The organism is Thermostichus lividus PCC 6715 (assembly GCF_002754935.1).
Taxonomy (GTDB): Bacteria; Cyanobacteriota; Cyanobacteriia; order Thermosynechococcales; family Thermosynechococcaceae; genus Thermosynechococcus; species Thermosynechococcus lividus.
In genome coordinates, this window is the sequence record NZ_CP018092.1 from 2145024 (window position 1) to 2157981 (window position 12958).

General features: G+C 55.8%; 10 protein-coding genes and 1 pseudogene. 10 read left to right on the forward strand and 1 reads right to left on the reverse strand.

The genetic code is table 11. The annotated features are described in order from the left end of the window. Window positions 1–85 precede the first annotated feature (85 nt). The 9 genes from glgA (at window position 86) to BRW62_RS10495 (ending at window position 9602) form a co-directional block, all read left to right on the forward strand. Window positions 86–1516 carry a glycogen synthase GlgA gene (gene glgA, locus BRW62_RS10460; protein ID WP_099799375.1) on the forward strand — a complete coding sequence of 477 codons (1431 nt, stop codon included), beginning with the start codon at window positions 86–88 and terminating at the stop codon, window positions 1514–1516. A 12-nt stretch (window positions 1517–1528) separates the two neighbouring features. Further along, window positions 1529–2539 carry a recombinase family protein gene (locus tag BRW62_RS10465; RefSeq protein WP_227517680.1) on the forward strand — a complete coding sequence of 337 codons (1011 nt, stop codon included), beginning with the start codon at window positions 1529–1531 and terminating at the stop codon, window positions 2537–2539. Window positions 2540–2657: 118 nt separating this feature from the next. Then, entirely contained in the window at window positions 2658–2801 is a 144-nt protein-coding gene (locus BRW62_RS14100; RefSeq protein WP_227517372.1) for a hypothetical protein, read from the forward strand. Between the two features lie 20 nt (window positions 2802–2821). Then, a complete protein-coding gene (locus BRW62_RS10470) occupies window positions 2822–3811 on the forward strand; it encodes an o-succinylbenzoate synthase (protein WP_099799376.1) in 990 nt (329 codons plus the stop codon). A gap of 24 nt (window positions 3812–3835) precedes the next feature. Then, window positions 3836–5149 carry a nicotinate phosphoribosyltransferase gene (locus tag BRW62_RS10475; protein WP_099799377.1) on the forward strand — a complete coding sequence of 438 codons (1314 nt, stop codon included), beginning with the start codon at window positions 3836–3838 and terminating at the stop codon, window positions 5147–5149. Continuing rightward, complete coding sequence (locus BRW62_RS10480; RefSeq protein WP_099799378.1) at window positions 5146–5700, forward strand: nicotinate-nucleotide adenylyltransferase; 555 nt, start codon at window positions 5146–5148, stop codon at window positions 5698–5700. The genes BRW62_RS10475 and BRW62_RS10480 overlap by 4 nt, the downstream gene beginning before the upstream one ends. 3 nt (window positions 5701–5703) lie before the next feature. Further along, window positions 5704–6411: an NUDIX hydrolase gene (locus tag BRW62_RS10485; RefSeq protein ID WP_099799379.1), complete on the forward strand. Its 708-nt coding sequence runs from the start codon at window positions 5704–5706 to the stop codon at window positions 6409–6411. 16 nt (window positions 6412–6427) lie between these two features. After that, entirely contained in the window at window positions 6428–8143 is a 1716-nt protein-coding gene (locus BRW62_RS10490; RefSeq protein ID WP_099799380.1) for an NAD+ synthase, read from the forward strand. Window positions 8144–8210: 67 nt separating this feature from the next. Further along, the gene (locus BRW62_RS10495; RefSeq protein WP_099799381.1) at window positions 8211–9602 is read left to right on the forward strand and encodes an NAD-dependent malic enzyme; all 1392 of its coding nucleotides are present in this window, start codon (window positions 8211–8213) and stop codon (window positions 9600–9602) included. On the opposite strand, the gene BRW62_RS10500 is transcribed toward BRW62_RS10495, so the two are convergent. Beyond that, on the reverse strand, window positions 9553–10278 hold the full coding sequence (locus tag BRW62_RS10500) for an HAD family hydrolase (protein WP_099799382.1): 726 nt from the start codon (window positions 10276–10278) through the stop codon (window positions 9553–9555). The two genes, BRW62_RS10495 and BRW62_RS10500, sit on opposite strands and share 50 nt — an antisense overlap. 195 nt (window positions 10279–10473) lie before the next feature. On the opposite strand from BRW62_RS10500, the pseudogene BRW62_RS10505 reads away from it, so the two are divergent. Next, window positions 10474–12949, forward strand: a pseudogene (locus tag BRW62_RS10505) (ATP-dependent Clp protease ATP-binding subunit). The last annotated feature ends 9 nt before the right edge of the window (window positions 12950–12958 follow it).

Here is a 12958-nt window from a genome sequence, read left to right on the forward strand (position 1 = left end):
ACGCTAAATTGCCCCGTAGGTATGGTAGGGTAACGGCAATTACATTGCGCTAGGGTGAACCCCACGCTAGAAGTTCAGGAGGATCATGCGGATTTTATTTGTTGCTGCCGAAGCTGCCCCCTTAGCGAAAGTGGGGGGAATGGGGGATGTTGTTGGTTCCCTGCCGAAAGTATTACGGCGGATGGGTCATGATGTGCGAATCTTTATGCCCTACTACGGTTTTTTGCCCGATAAGATCGAGATTCCTAAAGACCCTATTTGGACTGGCTTTGCCATGTTTCAAACATTCCATGTCTATGAAACGGTGTTACCCGGTTCAGACGTGCCGCTGTATCTCTTTGGCCATCCCAGCTTTAATCCCCGCCGTGTGTATTACGGTGAAGACGAGGACTGGCGGTTTACCTTGTTTGCCAATGGGGCGGCAGAGTTTGCGTGGAATTACTGGAAACCCCAGATTATTCACTGCCATGACTGGCACACGGGCATGATTCCGGTTTGGATGCACCAAGACCCAGATATTACGACGGTGTTCACCATCCATAACCTCGCCTACCAAGGGCCGTGGCGGTGGCGGCTCGAGCAAATGACGTGGTGCCCATGGTACATGCAAGGGCACAATACAATGGCGGCAGCGGTGCAGTACGCCGATCGCGTCAATACAGTTTCGCCGACCTACGCTGAGCAAATTAAGACCCCAGAGTACGGTGAAAAGCTAGAAGGACTGCTCTCGTTTATTAGTGGTAAGCTGTCGGGCATTCTGAACGGGATTGATCCGGAGGTGTTTGACCCCAGTAGCGATCGCGCCTTGGTACAAAACTTCTCGGTGGATACCCTAGACAAGCGCAAAGCCAACAAAATTGCCCTCCAAGAAGAGCTAGGGTTAGAGGTCAATGCGGGGCGATTTCTGGTGGGGATGGTCACCCGCCTAGTGGAGCAAAAGGGGCTGGACTTACTTCTGCAAGTACTGGATCGCTTCTTGGCCTACACCGATAGCCAGTTTGTGCTCCTCGGCACCGGCGATCGCTACTACGAAACCCAGATGTGGCAGATCGCGTCGCGCTTTCCTGGTCGCTGTAGCGTTCAGTTGCTCTACAGCGATGTGCTGTCGCGGCGGATTTATGCTGGCTCCGATGCGTTTACCATGCCCAGCCGCTTTGAGCCGTGCGGTATTGCCCAGATGATTGCCCTGCGCTACGGCTGTGTGCCAATTGTCCGGCGCACCGGCGGGTTGGTGGATACCGTATCCCACCACGATCCCGAGGCAAAAACCGGCACCGGCTACTGCTTTGATCGCTACGAACCCCTCGACTTTTACACCTGCTTAGTGCGGGCGTGGGAAGGGTTCCGCTATAAGCCGGAGTGGCAGGCACTGCAACAGCGAGGGATGCGCGAGGACTTTAGCTGGACAAAATCAGCGTTGGCCTACAACGCCCTCTACAACTCAATTTATGGTTTGCCGCCGGAGGCCATGCCCACCCCGCCATTGCATCTACCGACAGGAGCGCTTACGTCGTAGTACTTGCCAACAGTGGTCATTATTGCCTACGAGTACATTGACCCCCTCTGGCAACCCCTACCAGAGGCATATCCGTGGGGAAGCGAGATTGATCGCTGGGTTTTGGATGTGGAACCCCATCGCCCCCAATTGCGGCAGTTGCTTGCCCACCTGCAACCGGGCTATTGGTTACTGCCCAGCTTGAGTGTGTTGGGCACGTCTATTCCTGAGGTGAACGATCGCCTCAAGCACCTCGAAGCAGCAGGGGTGACGGTCATTGCCTTGGCCGAGGGCTACGTGAGCGATCGCCCTGTCCCTGCCGATCGCTTGTTAAACCTCTGGCAGCACGTCAAAGAGCAGCTCCATCGCCAAACTCTACGCCATGGCCATGCCCGCAATCGCCTCAAACATCAGCCGCCCCCCGGACGTGCCCCCTACGGCTACCGGCGTGGTAAAGACCATTACGTGGTGGATCGCGCCGCGGCGGTGGTGGTCAAAGATTTTGTCGAGCACTTTTTGCTGTACGGCTCCTTAAGTGCGGCGGTTCGCTTTATTGCGGCTGCCCATCAAAAAACCATTAGCGTTACCACGGCTCGGCGCTGGCTGACGCATCCTGTGTATCGCGGTCATCTGCGCTACCAAGGCCAGACGGTTATCCGCAATACCCACACTCCCCTGATCTCTGCGGATGAAGCAGCGCAAGTGGATCGCCTCTTGCGGCGTAACCGTGGGTTGCCCCGCCGCAGTGCTAGCGCCCCCCACCCCCTTGCTGGCTTAGTGGTGTGTGGGCAATGCCACCACCGCTTTGGCCGTATCCAAGTGAGTGGCTATCGCCAAGCACCCCAGTACTGCTATCTGCGGCCCCTGCACTGCCCCCAGCGGCCAAAATGCCGCAGTATTCCCTACCAGAGGGCACTGGAAACGGTCATTGCGCAAATTTGTCAGTGCTTGCCGCCGGCGATCGCCCAACTGGCGCAGCCCCCTCTCACCTACCAGAGGCCATCGGCCAAATCCAACAGCACCTTGACCAATTGCAAGACCTAGAAACAATAGGTCTTTTAGATGCCGAGACGGCGCAACTCCGCCGCTATAAATTGCAGGCACAGCTCTCGCAGCTACAGGATCAGCAAGCCCAACTCCCCCCAGAAATCTGATACAGTTAGTGGTCACCCTCAGCCAACCCCAGTTTTGGTACCAGCTTTCCGCGGCAGAGCAGCGGTTTTACTTTCGTGAATTTTTGCGAGGGATTGAAGTACGGAGTCCGCCGCAGGAACAATGGCAAATACACCTTCAGTTCATTTTCTAGATTCTAGAGTTTCTAGCGCTGTGCAGTGGCAGTGGTTTGTTTATACTGAGCCGTTACGGGAACCCCTAGCAACCGCACAAGGCGTGTGGCGATCGCGCCAAGGCATTTACCTACGGCTGCAAAATGAGCAGGGTCAGATAGGCTACGGCGAAATTGCCCCCCTGCCGAGGTGGGGCACAGAATCCCTAGGGGCAGCTATTGCCCTTTGTCAGGAACTGCCACCCCAGTTAACCCCTGAGATCATTGCCGCCATTCCCGATGACTTGCCCGCCGCCCAGTTTGGGTTTGCGACCGCTTGGCAGAGTGTTGGCCGCTTACCCTATACCCTAGGGAACTGGCCGCTGTGTGGGTTGCTCAGCAATGGCTCCCGGGCACTACAGGAGTGGCACCTAGGGTGGCAACAGGGCTACCGCACCTTTAAGTGGAAAGTGGGGGTGGATTCCCCAGCCCACGAACAGGCCATCCTTACAGAGCTGTTAGCACAACTGCCGGCTGGGGTAACGCTGCGGCTGGATGCCAATGGCAGTTGGGACTGGCACACCGCTGTGCAGTGGTTACGGTGGCTAGACCGATGGCCAGTAGAGCGGATTGAATGGGTGGAACAACCCTTGCCAGCCGCTGACTGGGAGAGCCTAGAGAGGTTAGCCCAAGGGTTTGCAATTCCTGTTGCCCTCGATGAAAGTGTGGTGAGCTGGCGGCAACTCCAGCAGTGGCACGCGCGGCAATGGCCGGGACTGTACGTCATCAAACCCGCTCTATTCGGTGCGCCAGCGCGGTTAAACCACTTGCTGGCCCAAGGGCTGCCCTTGACGCAATTGGTGTTTTCCTCCGCTCTGGAAGGGGCGATCGCCCGCACGGCTATTTTTAACCTCTTACAAATATGGCAACCCCAGCACGCCCTTGGCTTTGGCGTGGATCGCTGGCGACCCGTTACTCTCCTGACCTCCTTGGCAGACTACGCCAGTGAGTGGCAACGCCTTGACAATTATGGTAAAAATTACTATAAGTGAACTAGCCTCTTTCTCCCCAGCACCATGACCAGTTTCACCGTTGCTGCCAGTGACTACAGCCTCCTAACGGATTTGTACCAAGTGACGATGGCAGCAGCTTACGCGGGGGAGGGCTTGGCCATGCTGCCCGCTAGCTTTGAGGTAACGGTGCGCCGCCTGCCGCGGGGGCATACCTACTTGGTGGCGATGGGGTTAGCCCAAGTGCTGGACTACCTCAGCCAGTTTTGCCTTACCCCCGAGCAGATCGAGTATTTGCAAGGTTTAGCCGTCTTTGAGCGGGCACCAGCAGCGTTTTGGGAACTGCTGCACGACAGTCGCTTTCAAGGCACCGTGTGGGCTGTGCCGGAAGGAACCGTTGTGTTTGCCCAAGAGCCGCTCCTGCGCATCGAAGCCCCACTATGGCAGGCGCAGTGGGTGGAAACCTTTATCCTCAATACCCTCAACTACCAAACCTTGATTGCCACCCGTGCCTCGCGGTTGCGGCAACTGGTGGGAGACACCGTGGCACTGCTAGAGTTTGGGACGCGGCGTGCCTTTAGCCCCCAAGCCTCCCTTTGGGCAGCGCGGGCGGCCTTAGCCGCAGGATTTAATGCCACCTCCAATGTGTTGGCCGCGCAGCAATTGGGCGTTGCCCCCACCGGTACCATGGCGCACTCGCTGGTGATGGCGATCGCCACCACTATAGGAACCGAGCAAGATGCGTTTACTGTATTTTTGCGCTACTACCCCGATGCTGCTCTCCTAGTGGATACCTACGATACCTTAAGTGCTGTGGCCACCTTGGCCAACCGTGAAGCGGCTGGCGAACTGCAAGTGCAAGCCGTGCGCATTGACTCCGGCGATCTGGTGAGCCTCTCTCAAAAAATTCGCCAGTTGTTGCCCCACGCCAAAATTGTGGCCAGTGGTGATTTAGACGAAGCAGAAATTCGGCGACTGCTGACGGCGGGTGCCACCATTGATGCCTACGGCATTGGCACGAAGCTCGTTACGGGTGATCCGGTGAATGGGGTCTATAAACTTGTGGAGATCAATGGCCATGGTGTGATGAAACGCTCCAGTGGCAAAGGGACACTGCCCGGTCGCAAGCAAATTTATCGCCGCCCCAGCGGTGATTACCTCGCCCTTGCAGATGAAGCCGATGTCTGGGGTACACCCCTGCTTGAGCAAGTGATGCAAGATGGTCAGCCCTTAATCCCCGTAGAGTCTGTCCGTACGATTGGCGATCGCCATCGAAGTAGCCTGAGTGCCCTCCCCCCCACCGTGCAGGAAACCCCCCAGCCAGTGGTCTATTCACCGGCACTAGACGCCCTAGTCCAGCAGTTACGGAGCCAGCCATGAGGATTGCGCTGTTTGGCACCAGTGCCGATCCGCCAACCACTGCCCATGGTGATATTTTGCAGTGGCTGAGCGATCGCTACGACCGCGTCCTTGTTTGGGCAGCGGACAACCCCTTTAAGGTTCAGCAAACCCCCTTACCCCTACGCCAAACCATGCTGGGTCTGCTCGTGCAGCATCTGAATTGCCCCAACATTGAGCACCGTGCTGAACTCAGCCATCGTTACACTCTGCACTCTGTAGAGGCAGCGCGCGCCCAGTGGCCCCAAGACTCCTTCACCTTGGTCGTGGGCAGTGATGTCTTGCCTAAACTCCGCCACTGGTATCGGGTGGAAGACCTGTTACGGCAGGTCAGCCTGCTGGTTTTGCAACGCCCCGGGGTGGTGATTGATCGTGAGGACTGGCAAGCCTTGCAGACGCTTTGCCACCACTTGGAGCTGGCCAACTATCGTGGCCCACAGGTCTCCTCAACAACCTATCGCCAAGAAGGCGACCCCCAGCAACTCCTACCCGCGATCGCGCAGTATATCCAACAGCAAGGACTCTACTCTTAGCATATGACCTCCGCCTTAGCCGAATTTGTTGTTGGTGTTGACAACGTAATTTTCTCGGTGGATACCGATGCAAATCGCCTGTTGGTGCTGTTGGTGCAGCGACAACACTGGCCGTTTGCTGGCGAGTGGAGCCTACCGGGCACCCTTGTCCGGCACGGAGAGTCCTTAGAAGCCGCCGCCTACCGCACCCTAGCGGAAAAAATTTGTGTCAATAACCTCTACCTTGAGCAGCTTTATACCTTTGGCGGCCCTGGGCGGGATCCCCGCGAAGCAGACACCGCCTACGGAACACGCTATCTCTCTGTGAGTTACTTTGCCTTGGTGCGTTTTGCCGATGCCCAACTCATTGCCACCGGCGAGTCCCGTGTGCAGTGGTTTACGGTGCACAGCTGTCCCCCCTTAGCCTTTGACCACAGCATGATTCTGGCCTATGGTCACCGCCGCCTGTGCAACAAACTAGAGTACAGCCCCGTCGCTTTTGACGTACTGCCAGAGTACTTTACCCTCAATGATCTGTACCAGCTCTATAGCACAGTCCTTGGTCCCAATTTTTCCGATTATTCTAACTTCCGCTCGCGGCTACTTAAATTGGGCATTTTGCAGGATACACAGCAAAAAGTCATTCGGGGTGCGGGTCGTCCGGCTACCCTCTACCGCTTCGATCGCGAGGCCTTTGCCCCCCTCAAAGATAAGCCCTTAGTGTTTGTATAGCTGTTTAGGAGGTTGTATGGCAGTGCATCTGTGGATGGCCCAGCTTAACCCCATCGTTGGCGACCTCAGCGGGAATGCTCGGGCGATCGCCCAAGGGGTAAAAGCACTGCATCATCGCCAGCCGGTGGACGTGGTCATTACCTCAGAGCTAGCACTGTGTGGTTACCCGCCCAAGGATCTCTTACTAAACCGCTATTTCATTGACAATATCCAAAAAGAGCTAGACGCACTGGCCCAAGCCTTGCCCCCCAACGTAGCGGTGCTCGTGGGAACCGTACTGCCCAATCCGGCAGCCAGCCGTAACGGCGAAAAGCCGCTATACAATGGTGCGGCGCTGTTGCAGGGGGGAACGGTACAGCGAGTCTTTGCCAAGCAACTGCTGCCCACCTACGATGTATTTGATGAAAGCCGCTATTTTGCCCCCGGCGATACCAATAATCTATGGCGGTTGCAAACCAGTAGCGACTGCCTCACCATTGGTGTCACCATCTGTGAAGACCTTTGGAATAACGAAGCCTTTTGGGGAGAGCGGCACTACCAGAAAAATCCGGTCGCAGAGTTGGCGGCCCAAGGAGCAGAGTTGATTGTCAACCTGTCTGCCTCTCCCTACTGTGTGGCTAAACCCAAGTTGCGGCAGGCCTTAATTGAGCATACGGTCCAGCAGTACGGCTGTCCCCTGATATATGTAAACCAAGTAGGGGGAAATGATGATCTGATTTTTGATGGCACCAGCCTTGCGGTGAGCCGTACGGGGGCAGTGGTGAGCCAAGCCCATAGTTTTCAAGAGGATTGGTTGCCGGTGGTGTGGGACAACGGAGATTTACAACCCACCACGGTTGCCCCGCGGCCAGCCACAGAAGCCGCAGAAATTTGGCAAGCCTTAGTCCTAGGTGTCAGGGACTATGCCCGCAAGTGTAGCTTTGAGCGGGTGGTGATTGGCCTCAGTGGCGGTATTGACTCTGCCTTGGTGGCGGCGATCGCCACGGCAGCAGTGGGTCACGAGAACGTTTTAGGGGTGTTGATGCCCTCTCCTTACAGTTCTGTACACTCCATTACCGATGCCAAGGATCTGGCGCTCAACTTGGGGATCCAGACCGCACAGTTACCCATTGCCCCCCTGATGGAAACCTATCACCACGTCCTAACACCCCTGTTTGCCCAGACCACTCCGGGGGTGGCCGAGGAAAATATCCAAGCCCGCATCCGCGGTACCCTGCTGATGGCGATCGCCAACAAATTTGGCCACCTCCTCATTTCTACAGGGAATAAGTCCGAATTGGCGGTGGGCTACTGCACCCTTTACGGGGACATGAGTGGCGGCCTGGCGGCCATTGCCGATGTCCCCAAAACCCGTGTTTATGAACTTTGCCACTGGCTCAACCAGCAGGCGAGCCAAGGGACACCGATTCCCGAACTCACCCCTCGGGGCAATGGGGTCATTCCCGTCGCCATTCTGACGAAGGCTCCTAGCGCCGAACTCAAGCCCAATCAAACCGATCAAGATACGCTGCCCCCCTACGATGTGCTAGATGGCATCCTCGCGCTGATGATCGATCGCCACTACTCAGACAGCGACATTGCTGACCAAGGCTATGACCTTGCTCTTGTGCAGCGGGTGCGGCAGATGGTGCAGCGGGCTGAATTTAAGCGGCAACAGGCAGCTCCGGGTCTAAAAATTACCGATCGCGCCTTTGGTTCAGGCTGGCGGATGCCCATTGCTGCGCGTTGGTAAGAGTGAGGAGTGCTATCATAAGCGGGTGCCTCGCAACATTAAACGATTTGACTGAGCCGCATTACCCATGGCTGACCTGACCCCGAATCCTAGTTTTAGCCTCACCTTACGCCTTGAAATTCCCCAACAACCCGGTATGTTGGCGAGTGTCTTGCAAGTCATTGGTCAAGAAAAGGGACATGTAGGGCAAATTAGCCTGATTCAGCATACTCGCAGTGCGCTTGTCCGCGATATTACAGTAGCCGCCGCCAGTACTGAACATGCCGCCGCCATTGTGAATGCCGTCAAGCAAGAGACTGCAGCGAAGGTGTTGGACGTTTTTGACCGCACTTTCCGGCTCCATGAGGGGGGTAAAATTACCGTCACCAGCAAACTTCCCCTTCACGATCAAGATGATTTGGCCATGGCCTACACCCCCGGGGTAGGACGGATTTCGCGGGCGATCGCCGAAGAGCCAGCCCTTGTCCATCGCCTCACCATCAAGAACCATACCGTTGCCATTGTCACCGATGGCAGTGCCGTCTTAGGCTTGGGCAACATCGGTCCAGAGGCAGCACTGCCGGTGATGGAGGGCAAAGCGATGCTCTTCCAAGAGTTTGCCAGTCTGGATGCCTTTCCCATTTGTTTGGCGACCCAGGATGTTGATGAAATTGTAGCAACAGTCAAGCGCATTGCCCCCGTCTTTGGCGGTGTGAATCTTGAGGATATTAGTGCGCCGCGCTGCTTTGAAATTGAGCAACGGCTGCAGGCAGAGCTGGATATTCCCGTCTTCCACGATGACCAGCACGGTACCGCCATTGTCACCCTTGCGGCTCTCAACAATGCCCTTAAGGTGGTCAAAAAATCCTTGGCAGACGTGCGCATTGTCATCAATGGCGCCGGGGCTGCTGGCATTGCCATTGCGCGTCTTCTCAAAAAAGCAGGCGCGACAACCATTTTGTTGTGCGACTCCCAAGGAATTGTTTCCCACGATCGCCCCCACCTCAGCGGGGCAAAGCAGGAATTTGCAGTTGCAACAACAGGAACCTTGGCCGATGCCCTCCAAGGAGCAGACGTGTTCTTGGGGGTGAGTGTCCCGGGCGTAGTCACCCTAGACATGATTCAATCGATGGCCAAGGATGCCATTGTTTTTGCGATGGCCAACCCCATTCCAGAAATTCAACCAGAATTGATCTATAACCATGTGGCCGTTGTGGCCACAGGTCGGAGTGATTATCCCAATCAGATCAACAACGTACTGGCCTTTCCGGGGGTGTTTAAGGGCGCCCTTGCCTGTCGTGCCGCTGCTATGACAACAACAATGTACCTTGAAGCTGCTCAGGCGATCGCCGCGTTGATTAGTCCTAACGAGCTGCAGCCAGACTACATCATTCCCTCCGTTTTTGATCGTCGCGTTGCCAATGTCGTTGCTACCGCGGTTGAACAGTGTGCGCGATCGCAGGGGTTGGCGCGCTGTTAAGCAGCTCCTCCAAGGCTGCCTCTGTAAAATCCTGAATACAGACCTCGGCACCCGCCTGCCGTAGCGCCGATTCCGCTTCGGTGGTGAGCACGCCCCAACAGGTCATCCCTGCCCGTACAGCCGCCATCACTCCCGAGACCGCATCCTCAAACACCACACACTGCTGCGGTGGCACCCCCAACCGTTGTGCTACTAACAGATAGCATTCCGGATCCGGTTTGCCCCGCCGCACATCCTGCTCCATCACCACCGTGTCGAAAAACGCCCCGACCCCCTCGCACGAGAGCACCAATTCCACATTGGCTGCACAGGCGGAGGTGCCCACCCCCAAGCGGTAGCCCCGAGCCTTAGCTGCGTTGAGAAAGGAGAGCAAGCCAGGCAACAACTGCAGATGCGGCGCCAGCAGCTCCCGAAACACCGCTTCCTTTCCCGCGCCCCAGCGCTGTACTTCCTCGGTACTCGGGGATCGCCCCAGGAGTTCCGGCAATAGTTCGGCATTGCGCTTTCCTCCCATCTGGCGCAATTGTCCTAAATCAACGTGCCCCCGCAGTTCTGGGGTACGTTCCACATAAACCTCCCATGCCTTCATGTGGTAAGGCATGGTGTGACAAATCACCCCGTCCATGTCAAAAATGAGGGCACGGGGACTCGACAACAAGACATCATGAATGCGCATTTATACTCAGCGTGGTTAAGGCAACACCTGTAGTCTATCCTGAGTGACCCCGTTGAATGCCGATACGGGCAACCGAACCTGCAAAGAAATGGAGTCAACGTCTACAGTAGTGGTAAGTTTGCACACAAAAACGGGTCAAAATGAACGTGTTAATATTAGTGTTACCAGCACGCAGGAGCCATTAGGGGAAGGGTCATGTTTGAGCGGTTCACAGAAAAAGCCATTAAAGTCATCATGCTGGCACAGGAAGAGGCACGCCGCCTTGGTCATAACTTTGTCGGCACTGAACAAATCCTCCTCGGTCTGATTGGCGAAGGTACCGGTGTTGCGGCTAAAGTCTTGCGATCTATGGGGGTTAACCTCAAAGATGCCCGCATTGAAGTGGAAAAAATCATTGGCCGGGGGTCGGGCTTCGTAGCCGTGGAAATTCCCTTTACCCCCCGTGCCAAACGTGTTTTAGAACTATCCCTTGAAGAAGCTCGCCAACTAGGGCACAACTACATTGGCACTGAGCACCTGCTACTAGGCTTAATCCGCGAAGGCGAAGGCGTTGCAGCGCGGGTGCTGGAAAACTTGGGGGTTGATCTGTCTAAGGTGCGCACCCAAGTCATTCGGATGCTTGGAGAAACTGCCGAAGTTGCCGCTGGTGCCAGTCAAGGCCGGACAAAAACCCCAACCCTCGACGAGTTTGGTGCCAATCTCACCCAGATGGCCATCGATGGCAAGCTCGATCCCGTGGTGGGTCGTCAGAAAGAAATTGAGCGGGTGATTCAGATTCTGGGTCGCCGCACTAAAAATAACCCTGTTCTGATCGGGGAACCCGGTGTCGGCAAAACTGCCATTGCCGAAGGCTTAGCCCAACGAATTGCCAACAACGACGTGCCGGATATTCTCAATGAAAAGCGCGTCGTCACCCTCGATATTGGCCTCTTGGTGGCGGGCACTAAGTATCGTGGCGAGTTTGAAGAGCGGCTCAAGAAAATTATGGACGAAATTCGCCAAGCGGGTAACGTCATCCTCGTGATTGATGAGGTGCACACCCTCATTGGTGCTGGCGCTGCCGAAGGTGCCATTGATGCTGCCAACATTCTCAAACCTGCGCTTGCCCGCGGTGAATTACAGTGCATTGGTGCCACAACCCTGGATGAGTACCGCAAGCATATTGAGCGGGATGCAGCTCTAGAGCGACGCTTTCAGCCGGTGATGGTGGGTGAACCTTCAGTGGAGGAAACCATCGAGATTCTCTATGGTTTGCGCGAGCGCTACGAGAAGCACCACAAGTTAAAAATCTCCGATGAAGCGCTTGAAGCGGCAGCAAAACTCTCTGACCGCTACATTAGCGATCGCTACTTGCCGGACAAAGCCATTGACCTCATTGACGAAGCCGGCTCGCGGGTACGGTTAATTAACTCCCAACTGCCGCCTGCGGCAAAAGATCTGGACAAAGAACTGCGGCAAGTGCTCAAAGAAAAAGACGATGCCGTACGGGCACAAAACTTTGACAAAGCCGGGGAGCTGCGCGATCGCGAGATGGAGCTGAAAGCCCAAATTCGCGCCATTGCCCAGCAGAAAAAAACCGAGGCAACCACCGGTGAAGAAGAGACCCCAGTGGTCACCGAAGAGGACATTGCCCACATTGTGGCCTCTTGGACCGGTGTGCCCGTGAGCAAACTCACCGAAACCGAGTCGGAAAAAACTGCTGCACATGGAGGATACCCTGCACCAGCGGGTGATTGGCCAAGACGAAGCGGTGAAGGCCATCTCTCGCGCCATTCGCCGGGCGCGCGTGGGGCTGAAAAACCCAAACCGTCCCATTGCCAGCTTTATCTTTTCCGGGCCCACGGGCGTGGGTAAGACCGAGTTGACCAAAGCCTTGGCTGCCTACTTCTTTGGCTCGGAAGAGGCCATGATTCGCCTCGATATGTCTGAGTACATGGAGCGGCATACAGTTTCTAAGCTCATTGGTTCGCCTCCGGGGTATGTAGGCTACAACGAAGGGGGTCAACTCACCGAAGCCGTGCGGCGGCGGCCCTACACCGTGGTGCTTTTTGATGAAATTGAAAAAGCCCACCCCGATGTCTTTAACTTGCTGCTGCAAATTCTCGAAGATGGGCGGCTCACTGACTCTAAAGGGCGCACCGTAGATTTCAAAAACACCCTGTTGATCATGACCTCAAACATTGGTTCCAAGGTCATTGAAAAAGGAGCAGGGGGTCTTGGCTTTGAGTTGGGCACTGAAGATGCTGCCGAATCTCAGTACAACCGCATCCGCTCCCTCGTCAACGAAGAACTCAAGCAGTATTTCCGCCCTGAGTTCCTCAACCGGCTAGATGAAATTATTGTCTTCCGTCAACTCACGAAAGACGAAGTCAAGCAGATTGCCGATATTCTGCTCAAGGAAGTGTTCTCGCGACTGACCGAGAAGGGGATTACCCTCGAAGTCACCGATCGCTTCAAGGAGCGGCTCATTGATGAGGGCTACAACCCCAGTTACGGAGCACGACCCCTACGGCGGGCAATTATGCGGTTACTGGAAGATACCCTTGCCGAGGAAATGCTCTCCGGTCGCATCCGCGAAGGGGATACAGCCCTGATTGATATCAACGAGTCAGGACAAGTGAGCATTCAGCCGCAACAACGCCGTGAGCTTTTACCCCAATCAGTTGAATAATTGCGGCGA

Coding starts and splice junctions, on each gene's coding strand:
- BRW62_RS10485 (WP_099799379.1), top strand. CDS start 5,704: ATGACCTCCGCCTTAGCCGAATTTGTTGTTGGTGTTGACAACGTAATT.
- glgA (WP_099799375.1), top strand. CDS start 86: ATGCGGATTTTATTTGTTGCTGCCGAAGCTGCCCCCTTAGCGAAAGTG.
- BRW62_RS10500 (WP_099799382.1), bottom strand. CDS start 10,278: ATGCGCATTCATGATGTCTTGTTGTCGAGTCCCCGTGCCCTCATTTTT.
- BRW62_RS10495 (WP_099799381.1), top strand. CDS start 8,211: ATGGCTGACCTGACCCCGAATCCTAGTTTTAGCCTCACCTTACGCCTT.
- BRW62_RS10480 (WP_099799378.1), top strand. CDS start 5,146: ATGAGGATTGCGCTGTTTGGCACCAGTGCCGATCCGCCAACCACTGCC.
- BRW62_RS10475 (WP_099799377.1), top strand. CDS start 3,836: ATGACCAGTTTCACCGTTGCTGCCAGTGACTACAGCCTCCTAACGGAT.
- BRW62_RS10490 (WP_099799380.1), top strand. CDS start 6,428: ATGGCAGTGCATCTGTGGATGGCCCAGCTTAACCCCATCGTTGGCGAC.